This window comes from Nocardioides sp. SLBN-35, from assembly GCF_006715725.1.
In the GTDB taxonomy this organism is placed as follows: Bacteria; Actinomycetota; Actinomycetes; order Propionibacteriales; family Nocardioidaceae; genus Nocardioides.
In genome coordinates, this window is the sequence record NZ_VFNU01000001.1 from 2,735,228 (window position 1) to 2,760,106 (window position 24,879).

Sequence of the window (24,879 nt, forward strand, 5' to 3'; positions counted from 1 at the left end):
ATGAGCGAGCACGCCCTGACCCCGATGACGAAGAGCGCCCGGCAGGCGATCGTCGTCGAGCTCCTGGAGACCCGCGAGGTGCGCTCCCAGCCCGAGCTCGCCGACCTGCTGGGCGGTCGGGGCGTGCACGTCACCCAGGCCACGCTGAGCCGCGACCTCGTCGAGCTCGACGCGGTCAAGGTCCGCTCCACCACCGGCGCCCTCGTGTACGCCGTGCCCGCCGAGGGCGGCAACCGGTCCCCGGTGACGGGGGAGAGCGCCGCGTCCCAGCACCGCCTGTCCCGGCTGGCCTCCGAGCTGCTGGTCAGCGCCGAGGCCAGTGCCAACCTCGTCGTACTCCGCACCCCGCCCGGCGCGGCCCAGTTCCTGGCCAGCGCCATCGACAAGGTCGAGCTCGCCGACGTGCTCGGGACCATCGCCGGGGACGACACTGTGCTCGTGATCGGGCGCGACCCCGCCGGGGGAGACGCCCTGGCCCACAAGTTCACCGCACTCGCCGAGGGCGACACCCGAAAGGATTCACAGAGTTGAGCAAGGTCCTGACCTCCCTTCCCCAGGGAGAGCGCGTCGGTATCGCCTTCTCCGGCGGCCTCGACACCTCCGTCGCGGTGGCGTGGATGCGCGACAAGGGTGCGATCCCGTGCACCTACACCGCCGACATCGGTCAGCCCGACGAGCCCGACATCGCCGGCGTCCCCGCGCGTGCGAAGCAGTACGGCGCCGAGATCGCCCGAGCGGTCGACATCAAGCCCCAGCTGGTCGAGGAGGGCCTCGCCGCTCTGGCGTGCGGTGCCTTCCACATCCGCTCCGGCGCCAAGGCCTACTTCAACACCACGCCGCTCGGTCGTGCCGTCACCGGCACCATGCTGGTGCGCGCGATGCAGGCCGACGACGTCAACATCTGGGGCGACGGCTCGACCTACAAGGGCAACGACATCGAGCGGTTCTACCGCTACGGCCTGATGGCCAACCCTGAGCTGCGGATCTACAAGCCCTGGCTGGACGCCGACTTCGTCGAGGAGCTCGGCGGCCGCCACGAGATGAGCGAGTGGCTGGTCGAGCACGGCCTGCCGTACCGCGACTCCACGGAGAAGGCCTACTCCACCGACGCCAACATCTGGGGCGCCACCCACGAGGCCAAGGTGCTCGAGCACCTCGACGTCTCGCTCGAGATCGTCGAGCCGATCATGGGTGTGAAGTTCTGGGACCCCACGGTCGCGATCGACACCGAGGACGTCTCGGTCACCTTCGAGGCCGGCCGTCCTGTCGCCATCAACGGCCGGCGCTACGACGACGCGGTGGCCCTCGTCCTGGAGGCGAACGCCATCGGTGGACGACACGGGCTCGGCATGTCGGACCAGATCGAGAACCGCATCATCGAGGCGAAGTCCCGCGGCATCTACGAGGCGCCCGGCATGGCGCTGCTGTTCGCGGCGTACGAGCGCCTGCTCAACGCGATCCACAACGAGGACACCCTCGCCAACTACCACCTCGAGGGCCGCAAGCTCGGCAGGTTGCTCTACGAGGGCCGCTGGCTCGACCCGCAGGCGCTGATGCTGCGCGAGTCGATCCAGCGCTGGATCGCCTCGCTGGTGACCGGCACGGTCACGCTGCGGCTGCGCCGCGGCGACGACTACACGATCGTGCGCACCGAGGGCGAGAACTTCTCCTACCACCCGGAGAAGCTCTCCATGGAGCGCGTCGAGAACGCCGCCTTCGGCCCGACCGACCGGATCGGTCAGCTGACCATGCGCAACCTCGACATCGCCGACAGCCGCGCCAAGCTCGAGGCGTACGCGGGTCAGCCGCTCGACCAGGGCACCGTCCTCGTCGAGCACGGCACCCTCTTCGGCGAGCTGCCTGCCGGCGGCTACGACCAGATCACCGCCAACCCCGACGGCGGCGACGAGGGCGAGGCCATCCTCGAGGACGTGGCGATGGAGATCGGGACCGACTGAGGTGCACGACGAGCCGACCAGGCGCACGGTGGCCCGGGTGCTCCCGGTCAGCAGCGACGGCAAGGTCCTGCTGCTGCTCGGCTGTGATCCCGCGCTGCCGGAGGTGCGCTACTGGTTCAGCATCGGCGGCGGCCTCGACGCGGGGGAGACCCTCGCCGAGGCCGGCGCCCGCGAGCTGCGAGAGGAGACCGGCATCGACGTCTCCGCGGCACTGCTCGGCGAGCCGTTCGGCACCTTCGAAGTCGGGTTCTCCTGGGACGGCCGCGACTACGTCAACGACTCGACGCTGTTCGCGCTCGCCCTCGAGGAGACGCCCATCAGCTTCGACGGGCTCGACCACCTGGAGTCGCAGTCGATCTTCGACGCGGCCTGGTGGACCCCTGAGGACCTCGACCACGACGGCCGCGCGGTGGACCCGCGGCTGATCGACCAGATGCGGGCGGCGATCGCGCACGTCCGGCGGAACTGACAGGACGGAACCAGCGCAATGAGCACCAACACCGGCAAGCTGTGGGGCGGACGCTTCGAGGGCGGACCCTCGCCGGAGCTGGACGCCCTGTCGCGCTCGACCCACTTCGACTGGCGGCTCGGCCTCTACGACATCGCCGGCTCCCACGCCCACGCCAAGGCACTGGGCGCCGCGGGCCTGCTCACCGCCGACGAGGAGGCCGAGCTGCACCGCGGGCTCGACGCCCTCGCCTCCCGGTTCACCGACGGCTCCCTGCGGCCCGACCCCTCCGACGAGGACGTCCACGGCGCCCTCGAGCGGCTCCTCATCGAGGAGGTCGGCCCCGACGTCGGCGGCAAGCTCCGCGCCGGCCGCTCCCGCAACGACCAGATCGCCACGCTCTTCCGCTGCTACCTGCTCGACCACTCGGTCACGGTCGGGGACCTGGTCCTCGACCTGGTCGAGGCACTGGCCGGGCAGGCCGAGCAGCACCTCACCTCGGTCGGTGGGGGACCGGCGATCATGCCGGGCCGCACCCACCTCCAGCACGCCCAGCCCGTGCTGCTCTCGCACCACCTGCTCGCCCACGCCTGGGCGCTGCTCCGCGACGTCGAGCGACTCGGCGACTGGCGGCGCAGGGTGGCCGGCGACTCGCCGTACGGCTCCGGGGCGCTGGCCGGCCAGAGCCTGGGCCTCGACCCGGAGCTGGTCGCCCGCGAGCTGGGCTTCACCGGATCGACCGCGAACTCGATCGACGGTACGGCGTCGCGCGACTTCGTCGCCGAGTTCGCCTACGTCGCCGCGCAGACCGGCATCGACGTCAGTCGGATCGCCGAGGAGGTCATCCTCTGGGCGACCAAGGAGTTCGGCTTCGCCACGCTCCACGACTCGTGGTCGACGGGGTCGAGCATCATGCCGCAGAAGAAGAACCCCGACATCTCCGAGCTGGCCCGCGGCAAGGCGGGCCGCCTCGTCGGCAACCTGACCGGCCTGCTCACCACCCTCAAGGCCCTCCCGCTCGCCTACAACCGCGACCTGCAGGAGGACAAGGAGCCGGTCTTCGACTCCGTCGACACCCTCGAGGTGCTGCTCCCGGCCTTCACCGGCCAGGTCGCGACGCTCGTCTTCGACACCGATCGGATGGGGGCGCTGGCACCCCAGGGATTCTCGCTGGCCACCGACATCGCCGAGTGGCTCGTGAAGCAGGGCGTCCCGTTCCGGGTCGCCCACGAGCTCGCGGGCGCCTGCGTCCGCGAGTGCGAAGGCCTCGGGATCGAGCTCGACGAGCTCACCGACGAGCAGTTCGCGGCCATCTCGCCCCATTTGACCCCCGAGGTCCGCACCGTCCTGACCGTCGAGGGATCCGTCGCGTCCCGCGACGGCCGGGGCGGCACCGCACCGGTCCGCGTCGCCGAACAGCTCGCTGACCTGCGCAAACGCGTGCAGGAGACCCGCTCCGCGCGCTGAGGGGCACCCCGATTTGCAACGAGGGGGACGTGTGCTGTTAATGTTCTTCTCGTTGCGGGGAACGCAGCGAGAACCTCCGGGGCAAGGCCCCAAACAAGAGCGTTTCGCTACGCCCGCAGCACGGTTCAGACCCCGGTCTGAGGCTCCGGTAGCCCGGAGTTGACGAGTGGAAGACGAACCACTAACGTTTCACAGGTTGCCCCGCGACCGAAGCCCGAAGGGCCGAGGCGCGAGAGCGTGTGATGTTTGAGAACTCAACAGTGTGTCATGCATAGATTGTTGTGACGTTTGTGTGCACTCGATCCTTTGGGGTTGGGTGTGTGTTTTCGGCAATGATGATTCTGATGACAAGTTTGTCAGCAGGGTCTTGATTGTCAGGTATCAAGTTTCTTATGGAGAGTTTGATCCTGGCTCAGGACGAACGCTGGCGGCGTGCTTAACACATGCAAGTCGAGCGGAAAGGCTCCTTCGGGGGTACTCGAGCGGCGAACGGGTGAGTAACACGTGAGTAATCTGCCCTGTGCTCTGGGATAGCCACCGGAAACGGTGATTAATACCGGATATAACCACTATAGGCATCTATTGGTGGTGGAAAGTTTTTTCGGCACAGGATGTGCTCGCGGCCTATCAGCTTGTTGGTGAGGTAATGGCTCACCAAGGCTTTGACGGGTAGCCGGCCTGAGAGGGTGACCGGTCACACTGGGACTGAGACACGGCCCAGACTCCTACGGGAGGCAGCAGTGGGGAATATTGGACAATGGGCGGAAGCCTGATCCAGCAACGCCGCGTGAGGGATGACGGCCTTCGGGTTGTAAACCTCTTTCAGTACCGACGAAGCGCAAGTGACGGTAGGTACAGAAGAAGGACCGGCCAACTACGTGCCAGCAGCCGCGGTAATACGTAGGGTCCGAGCGTTGTCCGGAATTATTGGGCGTAAAGGGCTCGTAGGCGGTTTGTCGCGTCGGGAGTGAAAACACCGGGCTTAACTCGGTGCTTGCTTCCGATACGGGCAGACTAGAGGTATGCAGGGGAGAATGGAATTCCTGGTGTAGCGGTGAAATGCGCAGATATCAGGAGGAACACCGGTGGCGAAGGCGGTTCTCTGGGCATTACCTGACGCTGAGGAGCGAAAGTGTGGGGAGCGAACAGGATTAGATACCCTGGTAGTCCACACCGTAAACGTTGGGCGCTAGGTGTGGGGCCTATTCCATGGGTTCCGTGCCGTAGCTAACGCATTAAGCGCCCCGCCTGGGGAGTACGGCCGCAAGGCTAAAACTCAAAGGAATTGACGGGGGCCCGCACAAGCGGCGGAGCATGCGGATTAATTCGATGCAACGCGAAGAACCTTACCTGGGTTTGACATACACCGGAAGCCCCCAGAGATGGGGGTCTCTTTGATACTGGTGTACAGGTGGTGCATGGCTGTCGTCAGCTCGTGTCGTGAGATGTTGGGTTAAGTCCCGCAACGAGCGCAACCCTCGTTCCATGTTGCCAGCGGGTTATGCCGGGGACTCATGGGAGACTGCCGGGGTCAACTCGGAGGAAGGTGGGGATGACGTCAAGTCATCATGCCCCTTATGTCCAGGGCTTCACGCATGCTACAATGGCCGGTACAAAGGGCTGCGATCCCGTGAGGGGGAGCGAATCCCAAAAAGCCGGTCTCAGTTCGGATTGGGGTCTGCAACTCGACCCCATGAAGTCGGAGTCGCTAGTAATCGCAGATCAGCAACGCTGCGGTGAATACGTTCCCGGGCCTTGTACACACCGCCCGTCACGTCACGAAAGTCGGCAACACCCGAAGCCGGTGGCCTAACCCTTGTGGAAGGAGCCGTCGAAGGTGGGGCTGGCGATTGGGACGAAGTCGTAACAAGGTAGCCGTACCGGAAGGTGCGGCTGGATCACCTCCTTTCTAAGGAGCACACCCGCAACGACAGCCGAATGTGTTGTTGTTACTTGGGGTGTTCGGATAGTGGAACGCAACGATCGTTGGACGGTGCTGGTTCATCTTCGGGTGAGGTGGTTGCTGTTCGGTAGGTATGGCACGCTGTTGGGTGTCTGAGGCATCAGACGCCTGCCTGGATTGGTTCCGGGTGTGGGGCTGGTTTGGCTTCTGGTTGTTTGACTTCTTCATAGTGGACGCGAGCATTAATAATAGTGTTTGTTTCGTGATTGTTTTGTGTGTTCTCTTATCAGGTTTGTACCACACGTCTTGTGATGAGGACCACTGACTGCATGGATGCTCTGCTGCGGGCCTTGTATTCTGGGTGTTCGTGGTGGGGTGTTTGTTGTGTGTGTTGGTGGTTTGTTGTGGGCAAGTTGTTAAGGGCACATGGTGGATGCCTTGGCATCGAGAGCCGATGAAGGACGTTGGAGCCTGCGAAATGCCCTGGGGAGTTGGCAACCGAGCGTTGATCCGGGGATGTCCGAATGGGGAAACCCAGCTGGAGTCATGTCCAGTTACCCGCATCTGAATAAAATAGGATGTGTGGAGGGAACACGGGGAAGTGAAACATCTCAGTACCCGTAGGAAGAGAAAACAAAAGTGATTCCGAGAGTAGTGGCGAGCGAAATCGGATGAGGCTAAACCCATGTCGTGTGATAGCCGGCAGGCGTTGCGGTGTGGGGGTTGTGGGAGTGTTGTTGCTGTCTCTGCCGGGATGGCGCGCAGTAAGAAACCAGACGCGAGGTCGAAGTCCGTTGGAAAGCGGTGCCGTAGCGGGTGATAGCCCCGTAGACGACAGTGTCTGGCTGTGTTCAGCATTTCCCAAGTAACACGCCACCCCTGAAATGGTGTGTGAATCTGGCGGGACCACCCGTTAAGCCTAAATACTCCTCGATGACCGATAGCGGACCAGTACCGTGAGGGAAAGGTGAAAAGTACCCCTGGCGGGGAGTGAAATAGTACCTGAAACCATGTGCCTACAATCCGTTGGAGCCCTTTGGGGTGACAGCGTGCCTTTTGAAGAATGAGCCTGCGAGTTAGCGATACGTGGCGAGGTTAACCCGTGTGGGGTAGCCGTAGCGAAAGCGAGTCCGAATAGGGCGTTTGAGTCGCGTGTTCTAGACCCGAAGCGGAGTGATCTATCCATGGGCAGGTTGAAGCGCCGGTAAGACGGCGTGGAGGACCGAACCCACTTCAGTTGAAAATGGAGGGGATGACCTGTGGATAGGGGTGAAAGGCCAATCAAACTCCGTGATAGCTGGTTCTCCCCGAAATGCATTTAGGTGCAGCGTTGCGTGTTTCTTGCCGGAGGTAGAGCACTGGATAGCCGATGGGCCCTACCAGGTTACTGACGTTAGCCAAACTCCGAATGCCGGTAAGTGAGAGCGTGGCAGTGAGACTGTGGGGGATAAGCTTCATAGTCGAGAGGGAAACAGCCCAGACCATCGGCTAAGGCCCCTAAGAGGTGGCTAAGTGGAAAAGGATGTGGAGTCGCAGTGACAACCAGGAGGTTGGCTTGGAAGCAGCCACCCTTGAAAGAGTGCGTAATAGCTCACTGGTCAAGTGATTCCGCGCCGACAATGTAGCGGGGCTCAAGCCATCCGCCGAAGCCATGGCAGTTCCATTCAACCCAGGCGTCTCCTTGAGGGGCGTCCAGGGGTGGAGCTGGGTAGGGGAGCGTCGTGTCACGGGTGAAGCGCCGGAGTGATCCAGGTGTGGATGTGACACGAGTGAGAATGCAGGCATGAGTAGCGAATCACGGGTGAGAAACCCGTGCGCCGATTGATCAAGGGTTCCAGGGTCAAGCTAATCTGCCCTGGGTAAGTCGGGACCTAAGGCGAGGCCGACAGGCGTAGTCGATGGACAACGGGTTGATATTCCCGTACCGGCGAAATGGCGCCCATGACGAGCCCGGTGATGCTAACCACCCGAAGCACCTCGTACTGATCCCTTCGGGGTGAGGGCTTGGTGTGGAGCGTGGGATCCCATCCGGTAGTAGTCAAGCGATGGGGTGACACAGGAAGGTAGCCCAACCGCCGCGATGGTAGACGGCGGGTAAGCATGTAGGACGGGGCTTAGGCAAATCCGGGTCCCAGCCCTTTGGTGGGTGAGTCTGAGATGTGATGCCGAGACATTTATGTCGAAGTGGGTGATCCTATGCTGTCGAGAAAAACCTCTAGCGAGCCATGAGCCGCCCGTACCCGAAACCGACTCAGGTGATCAGGTAGAGAATACCGAGGCGATCGAGACAACCATGGTTAAGGAACTCGGCAAAATGCCCCCGTAACTTAGGGATAAGGGGGGCCCGAGGCGTGTACCCACTTGCTGGGGAAGCGCCGGAGGCCGCAGAGACCAGGGGAAAGCGACTGTTTACTAAAAACACAGGTCCGTGCGAAGTTGTAAGACGATGTATACGGACTGACTCCTGCCCGGTGCTGGAAGGTTAAGAGGACGGGTTAGACGCAAGTCGAAGCTCAGAATTTAAGCCCCAGTAAACGGCGGTGGTAACTATAACCATCCTAAGGTAGCGAAATTCCTTGTCGGGTAAGTTCCGACCTGCACGAATGGAGTAACGACTTTCCTACTGTCTCAACCATGGACTCGGCGAAATTGCACTACGAGTAAAGATGCTCGTTACGCGCGGCAGGACGGAAAGACCCCGGGACCTTTACTATAGTTTGGCATTGGTGTTTGGTTCGGCTTGTGTAGGATAGGTGGGAGACTTTGAAGCAGCCACGCCAGTGGTTGTGGAGTCATCGTTGAAATACCACTCTGGTCGTACTAGATGTCTAACCTAGGGCCATGATCTGGTTCAGGGACAGTGCCTGATGGGTAGTTTAACTGGGGCGGTTGCCTCCCAAAATGTAACGGAGGCGCTCAAAGGTTCCCTCAGCCTGGTTGGCAATCAGGTGTTGAGTGTAAGTGCACAAGGGAGCTTGACTGTGAGACAGACATGTCGAGCAGGGACGAAAGTCGGAACTAGTGATCCGGCGACTCCGAGTGGAAGGGTCGTCGCTCAACGGATAAAAGGTACCCCGGGGATAACAGGCTGATCTTCCCCAAGAGTCCATATCGACGGGATGGTTTGGCACCTCGATGTCGGCTCGTCGCATCCTGGGGCTGGAGTAGGTCCCAAGGGTTGGGCTGTTCGCCCATTAAAGCGGCACGCGAGCTGGGTTTAGAACGTCGTGAGACAGTTCGGTCCCTATCCGCCGCGCGCGTAGGAAACTTGAGAAAGGCTGTCCCTAGTACGAGAGGACCGGGATGGACGAACCTCTGGTGTGCCAGTTGTACCGCCAGGTGCATGGCTGGTTGGCTACGTTCGGAAGTGATAACCGCTGAACGCATCTAAGCGGGAAGCACGTTTCAAGATGAGGTTTCCCACCCCTTTGTGGGTTAAGGCCCCCAGCAGAACACTGGGTTGATAGGCCGGAGGTGTACAGCAGTAATGCCCAGCCGACCGGTACTAATAGGCCGAAGACTTGCCACAACAAACCCCCAACACACTCAACAAGCACAAGACAACACTGTGTTGGTGCGCGCGTCCACATGAAGATGACCAACCCCGACATACATGTCGTAGACAGGGGTTCATAGAGTTACGGCGGCCATAGCGGCAGGGAAACACCCGGTCCCATCCCGAACCCGGAAGTTAAGCCTGCCAGCGCCGATGGTACTGCAACCGAGAGGATGTGGGAGAGTAGGACGCCGCCGGACAAACATTGGCTCAGGGCCAGCACATATATGTGCTGGCCCTGAGTGCTTTTTGGGCTCAGTTCACGCCTCGTGGGTCACATGGGTGATGTTCGGAGCCGTCGGTCGTCCCCAGGCTGCCTTTCGCCCGACGTTGTCCCCAGCGTCCGCCGGCACGGCACAGTCGTGTCGGAGCTGTTCCGCAGGATCGTCGCTCGGGTGAGCCAGTGGGGCTCCCCGATGACGCGAAGGTGGTCGGAGGATGACGAGGGACGTGGTGGAGTCGGAGACGGCGAACACGGTGCAGCTCAGCGGTCGGCTGGCGGCCGATCCCGAGGAGCGGGTGTTGCCGAGCGGGGACCGGCTGTGGACGTGCCGGCTGATCGTGCCGCGTGCGGCGGTGCGGACACTGGCGTCTGGACGCAAGGGGCCGTCGGTGGACGTCGTCGAGCTCGCTGGCTGGTCGTCGAAGGTGCGTCGCTCGATGCGCACCTGGCGGGCCGGTGACGTCGTCGGCGTGGAGGGCGCGCTGCGGCGCCGGTTCTACCGGTCGGGCGGGCAGACCGCGTCGCGGATGGAGGTCGAGGTCAGGACGGCTCGACTGGTGCGTCGCGCAGTGAGCGGATGAGCACGCCGAGGCTCGGCTTCGGCTGGAAGGAGGTCGCCTTCTCGGGAAGCAGCCGATCTGCTTCCGCGACCCGGATGACGAGGTCGACCGAGGGTGCCGGCATCAGCACCGCGATGGCATCGGGACGAGCGCCGCCGAGGGCGTCGTCGACCGTGTGGTGGTACGCGATCGCGGCGGGTCCGTGCGGGAGTGCCGGGAGGATCCGGTGGTGGAGCGCTTCCACCGCGGCCTCGTCGGCGTCGATGCCCAGGCCGATCACCGCCCAGCGCACACCGTCGGTGGCCGCGAGACGGGACGAGGACAGGGCGTGGACCGCGTCGGACTGGGCCTGCTCGCTGTACTCGAGGCCGAGGGTCTCGGCGGCGTCGCGCAGGTCCTCGAGGGACGTGCCGCTCAGGGTGCGGTGGATCGGGCCGAGGAACAGGGGAGTGTCGGTCTGGTCGACCAGCATGGCCAGGCCCAGGTCCGTGGGGCGGGGGCCGGTCGGATCGCCGACGCGACGACGCTGGAGCCGGAGGTAGGCCGCGTAGCGGTGGTGGCCGTCGGCGATGAGGGCTCGGCTCTCGGCCAGCTCGGCGGCGATCACGGCGAGGGTGTCGGGGGTGCGTTCGGCCCAGATCCGGTGCTCCTGTCCGCCCCGGTCGGTGAACGCGTGGTCGGGGTCGCGGCGGGCGATCTCGGCGATCACCTCGCGCAGGCGGGGACTGCCCTGGTGGACCAGCAGGATCGGCGCGGGGTTGAGCTGCATCTCGTCCATCCGGTCGGCGAGCTCGTCTGCCTGGATGGGGTGGATGCCCTCGTGGGGAAGGACGGCGCGGTCCGTGGCGCGTGCGGCCCGGCGGGAGACGTCGAGCGCGCCGACCAGGCCACGGACCGTCATCCCGTTGGAGCTGTACTCGTGAAGGTAGAGCGCGGGCTCGGCGTCGGCCGTCACGAGGCCACGGGCCTGCCAGCGGAGGAGGCGCGCCGAGACATCCTTGTAGGGGCGCGCGAAGGCGCGACCGGTGGTCGGGTTGCCCACGCGGGCGGGTGCGAGCATGAGCGCCGGGAACGGCTCGAGACGCAACGGACCGGCCACGTAGGGCGGGGTCACGAGGGTGGTTGCGTCCATCAGGGCATCGTACGGAGCGGCTGGTGGTGCGGGCTGGCAAGGTGGGGCACGTGTTGCTCACATCCGCGGATCCCCTGGCCGAGGCCTACGACCTGGCGATGCTCGACCTGGACGGCGTGGTCTACATCGGTCATGAGGCGGTCGACGGCGCGGCCGGTCACATCGGGCGGGCGCGGATGGCCGGCATGCGCGTTGCCTTCATCACCAACAACGCGTCGCGGTCGGCGGCTGTGGTCGCCGAGCACCTGCGCGACCTCGGGGTGACGGCCCAGCCCGCGGACGTGGTGACCAGTGCCCAGGCCGCGTCGCGGGTCCTGGCGGAGCGCTTCGGAGCGGGCGCCCGGGTGGTGTGCCTGGGTGGCCCGGGACTGCAGAGCGCGCTCGACGAGGCCGGCCTGGTGGCGGTCGACGTGGAGTCCGAGGCGGTCGCCGTGGTGAGCGGGTACGGACCCGAGCTGCTGTGGCGCGACATCATGCACGCCGCGGTGCGGATCCGCGACGGGCTGCCGTGGGTGGCGAGCAACACCGACCGGACCATCCCGACGACGTACGGCGTGGCGCCGGGCCACGGCGTGCTCGTGGAGATGGTGCAGCGGTTCGCGGGCGTGAGCCCCGAGGTGGCCGGCAAGCCGGCTCGGCCGCTGCTCGACGAGACCGTACGGCGAGTGGGCGGCCGGCGCCCGCTCATGGTGGGCGACCGGCTCGACACCGACATCGAGGGGGCGCGCAATGCGGGTGTGGACTCGCTGCTGGTGCTCACCGGCGTGACGGGGCTCGCGGAGCTGGTGGCGGCGGCGCCGAGGGAGCGACCGACGTACGTGGCGGAGGATCTCGGCGGGCTGACGCAGGCCCACGCGGCACCCGAGCGAGCGGGGGACGGCTGGCGGGCCGGTGGGTGGTCCGGGCGGGTGGTCGACGGGAGGCTGGTCGTGGAGCAGACCGGTGCCGGGGCGAGCCTCGACGACTGGTGGCGCGTGGCGGCGGCGACGGCCTGGGCGCACCGGGACCGGACGGGAACGGTGCCGGACATCACCGCGGCACGCGTCCCCGGAACCGGCCCGGCGGCGCGGTAGCCTCGGGCCATGACCGAGGTACCAGTTCCGGCGCCCACGCCGACCGGGATCGATGCCGTCGACCGGGTGCTCGACCTCGTCGCGGGGCTGACCGAGCGTCCGCTCGAGGAGCACGCGGGTGTGCTCGAGGAGGCGCACGGCGAGCTCCGGCGGACCCTCGACAACCCACCGGCCGCACCGGCCGTCCCGTAGTGCCGCCGCGCCGACTGCGCCTCGACGCGGAGCTGGTCCGCCGCGGGCTGGCGTCGTCGCGCGAGCGCGCCGCCCAGCTGATCGCCGAGGGTCGGGTGAAGGTGGCGGGAGTGGTGGCGTCCAAGCCGGCCACGGGCGTGACGACCGACGTCGCGATCGTGGTGAAGGAGGGCGAGAACGGGCCCGACTACGTGTCGCGGGGCGCCCACAAGCTGGTGGGTGCGCTGGCGGCCTTCACCCCGCTCGGCCTCGAGGTCGAAGGGCGTCGTGCGCTGGACGCGGGGGCCTCCACGGGCGGCTTCACCGACGTGCTGCTCCGGTCCGGGGTGGCCGAGGTGGTGGCGGTGGACGTGGGCTACGGCCAGCTGCACTGGTCCCTGCAGCAGCACGAGAAGGTGGTGGTGCACGACCGGACCAATGTGCGCACGCTGACGACCGACGACATCGGCGGTCCCGTGGACCTGGTGGTCGGCGACCTGTCCTTCATCTCGCTGACCCTGGTGCTGGACGCGCTGCTGGGCGTGACCCGGCCGGACGGCGACCTGGCGCTGATGGTGAAGCCGCAGTTCGAGGTCGGCAAGGACCGGCTCGGCAAGGGCGGCGTCGTCCGCGACCCCGAGCTGTGGGTGGAGACCGTGCTGGGTGTGGCCCACGCGGCCGCCGAGCGCGGCTGGGGCGCGCGGGCGGTGACGGTGAGCCCGTTGCCGGGCCCCTCGGGCAATGTCGAGTTCTTCCTGTGGCTGCGGCACGGGCCGGCGACGATCGACGACGAGTCCATGGCGGTGATCGTGCGCCGCGGAACGTCGGACCCTGATGAGAAGGTGACCCCATGACGTCCGCCGACATCCCGCGCCGGGTGCTCGTGCTCGCCCACACCGGGCGTGCCGAGGCCCGCGACGTCGCGCGTGCCTTCGTCAAGGAGCTGACGGGGCACGGCATCGTGGTCCGGCTGCTGCGGCACGAGGCCGACGACCTCGACCTGGAGCCGGGCGCCTACGTCCCGGAGGTCGAGCTGACCGACTCCGAGTCCGACGCCAGCCACGGCTGCGAGCTGACCGTGGTGATCGGCGGCGACGGGAGCATCCTGCGCGCGGCGGAGGTGACCCACCAGCGCTCGACGCCGGTGCTGGGCGTCAACCTCGGACACGTCGGCTTCCTCGCGGAGGCCGAGCACGAGGACGTGGCGGCGACCATCGAGGCGATCGTCGAGCAGCGGTACCGGACCGAGGACCGGCTCACGCTCGACGTGAAGGCGTACGTCGGCGGTCAGCTCGTCTACTCGACCTTCGCGGTCAACGAGGCCAGTGTGGAGAAGGCGGCTCGGGAGCGGATGCTCGAGGTGGTCGTCGAGATCGACGACCGGCCGCTGTCGCGGTGGGGCTGTGACGGTGTCGTGTGCGCGACGCCGACCGGCTCCACGGCCTACAACTTCAGCGCAGGCGGCCCGATCGTGTGGCCGCAGGTCGAGGCGCTGTGCATCGTGCCGCTGAGCGCGCACGCGCTGTTCGCGCGGCCGATGGTCGTCGCGCCGTCGTCGGTGATCGCGATCGAGGTGCTCGAGGGCAACCAGGGGTCCGGCGTGCTCTGGTGCGACGGTCGGCGCAGCGTCGACCTGCCGCCGGGCGCCCGGATCGAGGTGAGCCGCGGGCAGCGGCCGGTCCGGCTGGTCCGGCTGCACTCTGCACCGTTCACCGACCGGCTGGTGGCGAAGTTCGGCCTGTCCGTGGAGGGCTGGCGAGGTGCCGCGGAGCAGCGCCGGGAGGCGCGGGCCCGGGGGGAGGACGCATGATCGAGGAGATCCGGATCAGCTCGCTCGGGGTCATCGACTCCTCGACGCTCGAGCTGGGCCCCGGCCTGACCGTGATCACCGGTGAGACCGGTGCCGGCAAGACGATGGTGGTGACCGCGCTCGGCCTGCTGCTGGGCGGCCGGGCCGACAGCGGCGCCGTGCGGGCCGGCGCCAAGCAGGCGCGGGTCGAGGGGCTGGTCGCCGCGAAGTCGCTGCCCGACCTGGTCACGGCGGTCGAGGAGGCCGGCGGCGAGGCCGAGGACGACGGGGTGGTGCTGGCGCGCAACGTGAGCGCCGAGGGCCGGTCCCGGGCGTTCGCGGGCGGTGCCGCGGTCCCCGTCGCGACCCTGGCCGAGCTGGCGGAGCCGTTGGTCGCGGTGCACGGCCAGTCCGACCAGCACCGGCTGCTCAAGGCGCAGACCCAGCGAAACGCGCTCGACCGGTTCGGGGCGCTCGACAAGCTGCTGACGGCCTACACGAAGGCGCACGACAAGCTCGTCGCCACCGAGAAGGAGCTGGCCGAGGTCGTCGCCACCGCGCGCGAACGGGCCCGGGAGGCCGACCTGCTGCGCTTCGGCGTCGACGAGGTCGCCGCGGTGCAGCCGCAGCCCGGGGAGGACGCCGAGCTCGCCGCCGAGGAGGCGCGGCTGGGACACGCTGACACGCTGCGCGGCGCGGCCGAGCAGGCCCGCGAGGCGCTCTCCAGCGAGCACGGCTCACCCGACGCTCTCGGCGCGGTGGCTGCCGCGCGCGGACTGCTCGAGGGCGTGCGCGACCACGACCCCGAGGCGGCGGCACTGGCCGACCGGGTGGCCGAGGTGAGCTACCTGCTCTCCGACGTCGCGGCCGACGTGGCGTCGTACGCCGCGCGCATCGACACCGACCCGAACCGGCTGGCCGCGGTCTCCGAGCGGCGCGCGGCGCTGATCGGGCTGACCCGCAAGTACGGCGAGACGGTCGACGAGGTGCTCGCCTGGGCCGAGAGGTCGGCGATGCGGCTGCTCGACCTCGACTCGACCGACGACAAGATCAAGGAGCTGAGCGCCGAGGCGACCCGGCTCCGGGCCGACCTGGCGACGGCGGGCAGCAAGCTCAGCGAGGCGCGGGTCAAGGCCGCCAGCCGGCTCGGCACGGCGGTCTCCGACGAGCTGACGCTGCTGGCGATGCCGCACGCCGTGGTCACCATCCGGGTCTCGCCGCGTGCCGCCGAGGCGCCGGCCGACCCCGCCCACCCGCCGGCCGACCTGCTGCAGGTCGGGGAGCGCTGGGTGCGGTTCGGGCGCAGTGGGCTCGACGAGGTGGAGTTCCTGCTCGCCGCCAACACCGGGTCCGAGCCGCGGCCGCTGCACAAGGGTGCGTCGGGCGGTGAGCTCTCCCGGGTCATGCTCGCGGTCGAGGTCTGCCTCGCCGGCACCAGCCCGGTGCCGACCTTCGTGTTCGACGAGGTCGACTCCGGCGTCGGCGGTGCTGCCGCGGTGGAGATCGGGCGGCGCCTGGCCAAGCTGGCCGACGACGCCCAGGTGCTCGTCGTGACCCACCTGCCGCAGGTGGCGGCCTTCGCCGACCGGCACGTGCTGGTCGAGAAGTCGAGCGACGGATCGGTCACCAGCTCGGGCCTGGTCACTCTCGACGACGCGGGCCGGGAGCGGGAGCTCTCCCGCATGCTGGCCGGCCTCGCGGAGTCCGACACCGCGCTCGCGCACGCCCGCGAGCTGCTCGAGCTGGCGCGAAACGCACCGCGAGCACGGTGAATCAGCCACAGATGACGTAGGATGGAATCCCGTGAACATGGCGCCCGGTAGCGGACAGAATCGGCAGGCAAAGCACGTCTTCGTCACCGGAGGCGTCGCCTCCTCGCTGGGCAAGGGACTCACCGCCAGCAGTCTCGGTCGGCTGCTGCGCTCACGTGGGCTGCGGGTCACGATGCAGAAGCTCGATCCCTACCTCAACGTCGACCCCGGGACGATGAACCCGTTCCAGCACGGCGAGGTCTTCGTCACCAACGACGGCGCGGAGACCGACCTCGACATCGGCCACTACGAGCGCTTCCTCGACACCGACCTCAACCAGATCGCCAACGTCACCACGGGGCAGGTCTACTCGTCGGTGATCGCCAAGGAGCGCCGCGGCGACTACCTCGGCGACACGGTCCAGGTGATTCCGCACATCACCAACGAGATCAAGGACCGCATCCTCGCCATGGGGTACGGCGACGAACAGGTTGACGTGGTGATCACGGAGATCGGCGGCACCGTCGGCGACATCGAGTCGCTGCCCTTCCTCGAGGCCGCGCGCCAGGTCCGCCACGACATCGGCCGCGACAACGTGTTCTTCCTGCACGTCTCGCTGGTGCCGTTCATCGGCCCCTCGGGCGAGCTGAAGACCAAGCCGACCCAGCACTCCGTCGCCGCGCTGCGCCAGGTCGGCATCCAGCCCGACGCGGTGGTCTGCCGCGCGGACCGCGAGCTGCCGGAGAGCATCAAGAAGAAGATCTCGCTGATGTGCGACGTCGACCAGGACGCGGTCGTCACTGCGGCCGACGCGCCGTCGATCTACGACATCCCCAAGGTGCTGCACCGCCAGGGCCTCGACGCGTACGTCGTGCGCCGGCTCAACCTGCCCTTCCGTGACGTCGACTGGACGGTCTGGGACGACCTGCTGCGCCGGGTGCACCACCCGAAGGAGGACGTCACCGTCGCGCTGGTCGGCAAGTACATCGACCTGCACGACGCCTACCTGTCGGTGAGCGAGGCGCTGCGCGCCGGCGGCTTCGCCCACGAGGCCAAGGTGGAGATCCGCTGGGTCGCCTCCGACGACTGCGAGACGCCGGCGGGTGCGGCCAAGCACCTCTCCGACGTCGACGCGATCTGCGTGCCCGGCGGCTTCGGCATCCGCGGCCTCGAGGGCAAGCTCGGCGCGCTCACCTACGCCCGCCACAACAAGATCCCGACCCTCGGCCTGTGCCTGGGCCTGCAGTCGATGGTCATCGAGTACGCCCGCACCGAGCTCGGCCTGGCCAAGGCCGGCTCGACGGAGTTCGACCCGGACACCCCCGAGCCCGTGATCGCCACGATGGAGGAGCAGAAGTCCATCGTCGAGGGTGCCGGCGACCTGGGCGGCACCATGCGACTGGGCCTCTACCCGGCGCACCTCAAGGGCGGGACGCTGGCCCGCGAGGTCTACGGGGCCGAGCTGATCGAGGAGCGGCACCGCCACCGCTACGAGGTCAACAACGCCTACCGCGCCCAGCTCGAGGAGGCCGGCCTGGTCTTCTCCGGGCTCAACACCGACCTCGACCTGGTCGAGTTCGTCGAGCTGCCGCGCGACGTGCACCCCTACTACATCGGCACCCAGGCCCACCCCGAGCTGCGCTCACGGCCGACCCGCCCGCACCCGCTGTTCGCGGGCCTGGTCGGCGCGGCGATCAAGCGGCAGCGCGAGACGCGCCTCGAGATCGACGACACGAACCTGCACGCCGAGCCGACTGACGACGAGTGAGCGACCTGCGCGACGTCCCCGAGTCCTGGCCGGTCGAGGACAGTGTCGACCTGCACCGAGACGGGTGGGTCGTCGCGTTCCGCTCCGACCGGATCCGCCGTCCGGGGGCCGAGGACGAGGAGCCCTTCCGGCGGCTCGTGCTCGAGCACCCGGGGGCGGCCGTCGTCCTGGCGATCGACGACGAGGACCGGGTGCTGTGCCTCAAGCAGTACCGGCACCCGGCGCAGTCCCGGCTGGTCGAGCTGCCGGCGGGCGTGATCGACCACCCGGGCGAGGACCCCGAGGACGTCGCCCGGCGCGAGCTGCGCGAGGAGGCGGCGCTGGCCGCGGAGCGGTGGACCCACCTGCTCTCCACGCTCAGCTCGCCCGGCTACTCCGCCGAGCGGATCCACTACTACCTGGCCGAGGGTCTCGCACCGGCCGACCGCGGCGACTTCGAGCTGCGCCACGAGGAGGCCGACCTGGAGGTGCTCTGGGTGCCCTTCGCCGACCTGGTCGACGCGATCCTCGCCGGCGACGTGACCGACGGACCGGTCGTGCAGGCGGTGCTCGCCGTCCAGGTCCGTCGCGACCGGGAGGCCGCGCGTGGTTGAGCTGGACCCGATCGACGCGGCGATCGTCCGCGAGCTCCAGGACGATGCCCGGCTGGCCAACAACGTGCTGGCCGCACGGGTCGGCATCGCACCCTCCACCTGCCACGGCCGGGTCCGGGCGCTCTTCGAGCGGGGCGTGATCCGCGGCGCGCACGCGGAGGTCGACCAGGCCAGCATCGGCCGGCCGCTGCAGGCGATGATCTCGGTGCGGCTGCGCCCGCACGCGCGGGGCGAGCTGAGCGCCTTCGCGCAGGCCATGGCGACTCTGCCCGAGGTGCTCAACGTCTACTTCCTCGCCGGCGCGGACGACTTCCTGATCCACGTCGCGACCGCCGGCTCGGAGGAGCTGCGGGAGTTCGTCCTGAACCACCTCAGCGGCACCCGTGACGTCGCGATGACCGAGACCAGCCTGATCTTCGAGCACCTGCGGGGCCGTCCCGCCGAACAGGGTTCGGCGCGACGCGCGCCACAGGGCTGATCGCCGACGATCCGATCCGGGTTCTCGGGCAGGGCGCGAATTTTCGCTTCACCTACTAGCGGGTGGCTCGACTGATCTTCATGATTTCTCTTCACAGGGGAATCCGCGACGGATTCCGTGACCAGGAGGAATCCCACATGCGCGTCGGCGTGCCCAAGGAAGTCAAGAACAACGAGTACCGGGTGGCCATCACGCCGATCGGCGTGCACGAGCTGGTCGCGCACGGTCACGAGGTCGTCGTGCAGGCTGGTGCGGGCGTCGGCTCGCAGATCGCCGACGAGGACTACGTCGCCTCAGGCGCCACGATCCTGCCCGACGCGGACGCGGTGTGGGGCAGCGCCGACATGATCCTCAAGGTCAAGGAGCCGATCTCCGAGGAGTACGCCCGGATGCGCGAGGGCCAGGTGCTGTTCACCTACCTCCACCTGGCAGCCGACAAGGCGCTCACCGAGGAGCTGATCGCCCGCAAGGTCACCGCGATCGCCTACGAGACGGTCCAGCTGCCCTCGGGTGCGCTGCCGCTTCTGTACCCGATGTCGGAGGTCGCCGGCTGCCTGGCGCCCCAGGTCGGCGCGTACTCCCTCATGAAGGCCCAGGGCGGCCGTGGCGTGCTGATGGGTGGCGTCGGCGGCGTCGCCAACGCCAAGGTCGTCATCATCGGCGCCGGCGTCTCGGGCCAGAACGCGGCCAACATCGCCCTCGGCATGGGTGCCGACGTGACCCTGCTCGACACCGATCTCGACAAGCTGCGGATGTCGTTCTGGCGCTACAACAACCGGGTCCATGGCCTGGCCTCCTCGAAGCTGGCGATCGAGCAGCAGGTGATGGAGGCCGACATGGTGATCGGCGCCGTGCTGATCCCCGGCGCCGCGGCGCCCAAGCTGGTCTCCAACGACCTGGTCTCGCGGATGAAGCCGGGCTCGGTGCTCGTCGACATCGCGGTCGACCAGGGCGGCTGCTTCGAGGACACCCACCCCACCACGCACGCCGATCCGACCTACCAGGTGCACGACTCGACCTTCTACTGCGTGGCCAACATGCCCGGCGCGGTGCCGAACACCTCGACGTACGCGCTGACCAACGCGACTCTGCCGTACGCCGTGGCGCTGGCCGACAAGGGCTGGGCCGACGCGTGCCGTGCCGACGCCAGCCTGGCGCTGGGCCTCAACACCCACGCCGGCCTGCTGACCAACGCACCCGTCGGTGAGGCGACCGGCATCGCCGCCGTGCCGGTCGCGGAGGCGCTCGCCTGACGCGTCGGAGCCATGGCCTAACCTGACCGCGTGAGTGGACCAAGTGCGGTGGACCGGGCGGTCCGCACGTACCTGGACCACCTCGCGGTCGAGAAGGGACTGGCGGCGAACACGCTGACGTCCTACCAGCGCGACCTGCGCCGCTACCGGACGCACCTCGCCGCCGCGGGCATCGACTCGCTCGACGCGGTCACCGAGCAGACGGTGACCGAGTTCCTGGTGTGGCTACGCGAGGGCGACGACGCCCACCCGCCGCTGAGCGCGTCCAGCGCGGCCCGCACGGTCGTCGCGGTGCGCGGCTTCCACAGGTTCGCCGTCGCCGACGGGCTGGCCCAGGCCGACCCGGCGGCGGGAGTCAAGCCGCCCACACCGGCGAAACGGCTCCCCAAGGCACTGCCGCTGGCCGACGTCGAGGCCATCCTCGAGGCGGCCGGTGCGGCCGACACCCCGCTGGCGCTGCGCGACCGTGCGCTGCTGGAGATCCTCTACGGCACGGGCGCGCGGATCTCCGAGGCGGTCGGACTCGACGTCGACGACGTCAGCCACCTGGCCGAGCCCGACCTGGACGCCGCCGACGCGACCCTGCTGCTGCGCGGCAAGGGCGGCAAGGAGCGGATGGTCCCGGTCGGGTCGTACGCGCGCGCCGCGCTGTCGGCGTACCTCGTGCGCGGGCGGCCTGCCCTCACCGCCCAGGCGACGCCTGCGCTCTTCCTCAACGCCCGCGGCGGCCGGCTCTCGCGCCAGTCGGCGTGGGCGGTGCTGGTGAAGGCCGCCGAGCGGGCCGGGGTGACCCGCGACGTCTCACCCCACACGCTGCGGCACTCGTTCGCGACCCACCTCCTCGATGGTGGCGCCGACGTGCGCGTGGTCCAGGAGCTGCTCGGGCACGCGTCGGTCACCACGACGCAGGTCTACACGCTCGTCACCGTCGACAACCTGCGCGAGGTCTTCGCCACCGCGCACCCGAGGGCGCGCCATGGCTGAGACATCCGACGGCGCGTACGACCGGATCCTCGAGTACGCCGAGGGGCGCGGGCTGGAGCTGTACCCGCACCAGGAGGACGCGATCTTGGCGTTGCTGTCCGGCGACAACGTCGTGCTCGCGACGCCGACCGGGTCGGGCAAGTCGCTCGTCGCGATGGCGGCCGCGATGGGAGCGCTGGCCGACGATCGGGTGACCTTCTACACCGCGCCGATCAAGGCCCTGGTCAGCGAGAAGTTCTTCGACCTCGTCGAGATCTTCGGTGCCGCCGACGTCGGCATGCTCACCGGCGATGTCGCGGTCAACGCCGACGCCCCGATCATCGCGTGCACCGCCGAGGTGCTCGCCAACATCGCGCTGCGTGAGGGCGACCGGGCCGACGTCGGCATGGTCGTGATGGACGAGTTCCACTTCTACGGCGAGCCCGGCCGCGGCTGGGCGTGGCAGGTACCGCTGATCGAGCTGCCGCAGGCGCAGTTCCTGCTGATGTCGGCCACCTTGGGCGACACGACCGAGCTCGCGGGCGACCTGACCCGGCGCAACGGGCGCGACACGACGATCGTCGACCAGGCCGAACGCCCCGTCCCGCTGGACTTCTCGTGGTCGCTCGAGCCGATGGGGGAGAAGCTGGAGGAGCTGGTCACCACCGGCCAGGGCCCGGTCTACGTCGTCCACTTCACCCAGGCCGCGGCCGTCGAGCACGCCGTCTCCCTGCTCAGCGGACCCGGGCGCCTGGACACCGTGCTGCCTCGGGAGCGCAAGGAGCAGATCGCCGAGCGGATCGCCGGCGTCCGCTTCGCCGCCGGCTTCGGCAAGACGCTCAACAAGCTGCTGCGGCAGGGGATCGGCGTCCACCACGCAGGCATGCTGCCGCGCTACCGCCGCCTGGTCGAGCAGCTCGCCCAGGCCGGGCTGCTGACGGTCATCTGCGGCACCGACACCCTCGGTGTCGGCATCAACGTCCCGATCCGCACGGTGCTGTTCACCGGTCTGGCCAAGTTCGACGGGTCGCGGCAGCGGGTGCTGCGCACGCGCGAGTTCCTCCAGATCGCCGGCCGGGCGGGGCGAGCGGGCTACGACACGGCCGGCTACGTCGTCGTCCAGGCCCCCGAGCACGTCATCGAGAACGAGAAGGCCAAGGCGAAGTCCGAGGCCAAGAACGCGGCACTGAGCCCTGAGAAGAGGGCGAAGAAGAAGTCGAAGCCCCAGCTGAAGAAGCCCCCCGAGGGCACGGTCGTGTGGAGCGAGCAGACCTTCGCGAAGCTGGTCGAGGGCAAGCCGGAGCCGCTGAAGTCGCAGATGAAGGTCGACAACGCGATGCTCGTCAACGTGGCCTCCCGCGAGGAGGACGCGTTCCCGGTCATGCGGCGGCTGCTGACCGACAACCACGAGGACCGGCGCAGCCAGCTGCGACTGGCCAAGCGGGCGGTGCGGCTGGCCCGCAGCCTGGTCGCCTCCGAGGTGCTGACCCGGCTCGACCAGGTCGACGGGTTCGGCCGGCGCTACGTGCTGACCGAGGCGCTGCCTGCGGACTTCGCGCTCAACCAGCCGCTCTCGCACTTCGCGCTCGCGGTGCTCGACGTCCTCGACCCCGACAGCGACACGTTCACGCTCGACGTCGTCTCGGTCGTCGAGGCGACCCTCGAGGCGCCGCGGCCGCTGCTGATGGCCCAGCGCCACGCCGCCCGTGGCGAGGCGATCGCGGCGCTCAAGGCCGACGGCGTCGAGTACGACGAGCGGATGGCCCTGGTCGAGGACATCACCTGGCCCGAGCCGCTGGGCGAGCTGCTCGAGCCGCTCTTCGAGACCTACCGCGAGCGGCACCCGTGGCTGGTGCCGGACGCGCTGGCGCCGAAGTCCGTCGTCCGCCAGATGTGGGAGCAGGGGATGGGGTTCACCGACCTCGTCTCGCGCTACCAGGTGGCCCGGTCCGAGGGACTGGTGCTGCGCTACCTCACCGACGCCTACCGCGCGCTGCGGCAGACCGTACCGGCGTCCTACCGCACCGAGGAGCTCGAGCTCCTGACCGAGTGGCTGGGGGAGACGGTCCGTCAGGTCGACTCCTCGCTGCTCGACGAGTGGGAGGCGCTCAACGACCCCGACCACGCGACCCGCCAGGTCAGCCACCACGAGCCGCCGCCCCCGCCACGACCGCTCAGCCAGCAGGGCCGGGTGTTCGAGGTGATGGTGCGCAACGCGCTGTGGCGCCGGGTCGAGCTCGTCGCGCGCGACGACCTCGACGGACTGGCCGCGCTCGAGCCCGAGGGATCCGAAATGACCTCGGACCGTTGGGATTCCGCGCTCGACGGGTACTACGACGAGCATGAACGGCTCCTCACCGATGCCGATGCCCGCGGACCGGCGCTCCTCGTCGTCGACAAGAGCGCGCCGGGGGAGTGGCGCGTCGTCCAGACCCTGCACGACCCCGAGGGGCATCACGACTGGGTCATCGAAGCGGTGGTCGACCTCGCCGCCTCCGACGAGGCGGGCGAGGCCGTCGTTCGCACGGAGGCGATGCGCGCCCTGGGCGGCTAGCGCGACCCTGCTCGCGCTCGCCCTGTCCGGCTGCGGCGGCGACGCCGACCGGGACCGAGCCGTCGCGCAGGTCACCCAGCAGTTCCAGGCAGCCGTCGACGCCGGGGACGGGGTCGGCGCCTGCCGGCTGCTCGCACCCGCGACCCGCGACACCCTCGAACGCGACGCGCAGGCCGCCTGCGCGGCCGCCGTGCTCGACGAGGACCTCCCGCCTGCCGGCGACGACGTCGACACCGAGGTCTACGGCACCGCGGCCCAGGTCCGGACCGGCACCGACACCGTCTTCCTGGGCCGGTTCGACCACCGCTGGCGGGTGATCGCGGCGGGCTGCGAGGCCTCGGGCGACGCGCCGTACCGGTGCGCGGTGGAGGGAGGCTGAGGTGAAGGCCCTGTTCATCACCTACGCCCTGGTCATCACGATCGGCATCGTGCTGCTCCTCCTGGCGGGATCGCGGCACACATGAAGCGTTTCGTGACCCTCAACGCACTGGGCCTCGCGTTCGGCGTCCTGTTCCTCGCCACCCTCGGTGCCCAGGCAGTCGCGGGCTGGCAGTCGTTCAACGACCAGCAGGTCGCTGCCCAGGTCGGCACCATCGGCCTCGGCGACTACGTCACCTCCACCGACTACGCCGTCGCCGTGGCCGAGAACTGGCAGAGCGAGTTCCTCCAGTTCCTGCTCTACCTGCTCGCCACGGTCTGGCTGCTGCAGCAGGGCTCGCCGGAGTCCAAGCAGCTCGACAAGGCCGGCCTGGAGAGTGACGAGGACCAGATGGTCGGTGAGTACGCCCGTCCGGACTCACCGGCCTGGGCGAGGGCGAGCGGCTGGCGCCGTCACGTGTACGGCACCTCGCTGGCCCTGGCGATGGGCACGATCTTCGTCTGCTCGTGGCTCGTCCAGTCGGTCGCCGGTCGGGCGGCGTACGACGAGCAGCGGCTCCAGGACCTGCGCGACCCGGTCAGCTGGCCGGCGTACGTCAGCTCCGCGGACTTCTGGGAGCGCACCCTGCAGAACTGGCAGTCGGAGTTCCTCGCCGTCGGCGCCATGGCGGTGTTCTCGATCTACCTGCGCCAGCGCGGGTCCTCGCAGAGCAAGCCGACCGGGGCCCCGCACGCGGCCACCGGCATCGACGGCTGACCGACGCGCGGCGCGCCTCCCGAATGTCGCCGTGTCGACATTGTTGGATGGAGGAGTCCCGGGCTCTGGGGAAGGAGCCCGCAACCACTCCAGACAAAGGTGAG

General features: G+C 68.3%; 19 protein-coding genes and 3 rRNA genes. 21 read left to right on the plus strand and 1 reads right to left on the minus strand.

The genetic code is table 11. From position 1 onward, the window contains the following. From FBY23_RS13230 to FBY23_RS13265, 8 genes are all read left to right on the plus strand, one after another. Positions 1-531, plus strand: coding sequence for an arginine repressor (locus tag FBY23_RS13230; protein WP_141798567.1), 531 nt, complete (start codon positions 1-3; stop codon positions 529-531). Further along, positions 528-1,958, plus strand: a complete 1,431-nt coding sequence (gene argG, locus FBY23_RS13235; RefSeq protein WP_141798568.1) for an argininosuccinate synthase — start codon at positions 528-530, stop codon at positions 1,956-1,958. The genes FBY23_RS13230 and argG overlap by 4 nt, the downstream gene beginning before the upstream one ends. A 1-nt stretch (position 1,959) precedes the next feature. Next, on the plus strand, positions 1,960-2,427 hold the full coding sequence (locus FBY23_RS13240; protein ID WP_160158234.1) for an NUDIX hydrolase: 468 nt from the start codon (positions 1,960-1,962) through the stop codon (positions 2,425-2,427). Positions 2,428-2,445: 18 nt separating this feature from the next. Then, positions 2,446-3,873, plus strand: coding sequence for an argininosuccinate lyase (gene argH, locus FBY23_RS13245; RefSeq protein WP_141798570.1), 1,428 nt, complete (start codon positions 2,446-2,448; stop codon positions 3,871-3,873). A gap of 389 nt (positions 3,874-4,262) precedes the next feature. Further along, a 16S ribosomal RNA gene (locus tag FBY23_RS13250) occupies positions 4,263-5,782 on the plus strand. Between the two features lie 400 nt (positions 5,783-6,182). Then, positions 6,183-9,305, plus strand: a 23S ribosomal RNA gene (locus tag FBY23_RS13255). Positions 9,306-9,415: 110 nt separating this feature from the next. Next, positions 9,416-9,532: ribosomal RNA gene (rrf, locus tag FBY23_RS13260) — 5S ribosomal RNA — on the plus strand. Together the 16S, 23S and 5S rRNA genes form the textbook arrangement of a ribosomal RNA operon. A gap of 238 nt (positions 9,533-9,770) precedes the next feature. Further along, positions 9,771-10,136, plus strand: coding sequence for a single-stranded DNA-binding protein (locus FBY23_RS13265; RefSeq protein WP_141798571.1), 366 nt, complete (start codon positions 9,771-9,773; stop codon positions 10,134-10,136). Here FBY23_RS13265 and FBY23_RS13270 read toward each other — a convergent pair. Further along, positions 10,096-11,247, minus strand: a complete 1,152-nt coding sequence (locus tag FBY23_RS13270; RefSeq protein ID WP_141798572.1) for a DUF1015 family protein — start codon at positions 11,245-11,247, stop codon at positions 10,096-10,098. The genes FBY23_RS13265 and FBY23_RS13270 overlap by 41 nt on opposite strands. Positions 11,248-11,297: 50 nt before the next feature. Here FBY23_RS13270 and FBY23_RS13275 point away from each other — a divergent pair, with 50 nt between their 5' ends. The 13 genes from FBY23_RS13275 to FBY23_RS13335 all read left to right on the plus strand — a co-directional run bounded on the left by FBY23_RS13275 (position 11,298) and on the right by FBY23_RS13335 (position 24,775). After that, complete coding sequence (locus FBY23_RS13275) at positions 11,298-12,320, plus strand: HAD-IIA family hydrolase (RefSeq protein WP_260805949.1); 1,023 nt, start codon at positions 11,298-11,300, stop codon at positions 12,318-12,320. A gap of 9 nt (positions 12,321-12,329) precedes the next feature. Then, entirely contained in the window at positions 12,330-12,512 is a 183-nt protein-coding gene (locus FBY23_RS13280; protein ID WP_141798573.1) for a hypothetical protein, read from the plus strand. Next, positions 12,512-13,345 (plus strand): TlyA family RNA methyltransferase, encoded by an 834-nt coding sequence (locus FBY23_RS13285; RefSeq protein ID WP_141798574.1) that lies wholly within the window; start codon positions 12,512-12,514, stop codon positions 13,343-13,345. Before FBY23_RS13280 ends, FBY23_RS13285 begins: the two co-directional genes overlap by 1 nt. Then, complete coding sequence (locus tag FBY23_RS13290; RefSeq protein WP_141798575.1) at positions 13,342-14,301, plus strand: NAD kinase; 960 nt, start codon at positions 13,342-13,344, stop codon at positions 14,299-14,301. The genes FBY23_RS13285 and FBY23_RS13290 overlap by 4 nt, the downstream gene beginning before the upstream one ends. Continuing rightward, positions 14,298-16,052 (plus strand): DNA repair protein RecN, encoded by a 1,755-nt coding sequence (gene recN / locus FBY23_RS13295; protein WP_141798576.1) that lies wholly within the window; start codon positions 14,298-14,300, stop codon positions 16,050-16,052. The genes FBY23_RS13290 and recN overlap by 4 nt, the downstream gene beginning before the upstream one ends. Before the next feature lie 37 nt (positions 16,053-16,089). Continuing rightward, positions 16,090-17,799, plus strand: a complete 1,710-nt coding sequence (locus FBY23_RS13300) for a CTP synthase (protein ID WP_141798577.1) — start codon at positions 16,090-16,092, stop codon at positions 17,797-17,799. Then, positions 17,796-18,392: an NUDIX domain-containing protein gene (locus tag FBY23_RS13305; protein ID WP_141798578.1), complete on the plus strand. Its 597-nt coding sequence runs from the start codon at positions 17,796-17,798 to the stop codon at positions 18,390-18,392. Before FBY23_RS13300 ends, FBY23_RS13305 begins: the two co-directional genes overlap by 4 nt. Beyond that, a complete protein-coding gene (locus FBY23_RS13310) occupies positions 18,385-18,870 on the plus strand; it encodes an Lrp/AsnC family transcriptional regulator (RefSeq protein WP_141798579.1) in 486 nt (161 codons plus the stop codon). The genes FBY23_RS13305 and FBY23_RS13310 overlap by 8 nt, the downstream gene beginning before the upstream one ends. Positions 18,871-19,007: 137 nt before the next feature. Next, positions 19,008-20,123: an alanine dehydrogenase gene (gene ald / locus FBY23_RS13315; RefSeq protein WP_141798580.1), complete on the plus strand. Its 1,116-nt coding sequence runs from the start codon at positions 19,008-19,010 to the stop codon at positions 20,121-20,123. A gap of 30 nt (positions 20,124-20,153) precedes the next feature. Next, positions 20,154-21,107 (plus strand): site-specific tyrosine recombinase XerD, encoded by a 954-nt coding sequence (gene xerD / locus FBY23_RS13320; RefSeq protein WP_141798581.1) that lies wholly within the window; start codon positions 20,154-20,156, stop codon positions 21,105-21,107. Further along, positions 21,100-23,640, plus strand: coding sequence for an RNA helicase (locus FBY23_RS13325; RefSeq protein ID WP_141798582.1), 2,541 nt, complete (start codon positions 21,100-21,102; stop codon positions 23,638-23,640). Before xerD ends, FBY23_RS13325 begins: the two co-directional genes overlap by 8 nt. 190 nt (positions 23,641-23,830) lie before the next feature. Next, entirely contained in the window at positions 23,831-24,019 is a 189-nt protein-coding gene (locus FBY23_RS26420; RefSeq protein ID WP_222117813.1) for a hypothetical protein, read from the plus strand. Between the two features lie 81 nt (positions 24,020-24,100). After that, positions 24,101-24,775, plus strand: a complete 675-nt coding sequence (locus tag FBY23_RS13335; protein WP_141798583.1) for a DUF6766 family protein — start codon at positions 24,101-24,103, stop codon at positions 24,773-24,775. Positions 24,776-24,879: the final 104 nt, after the last annotated feature.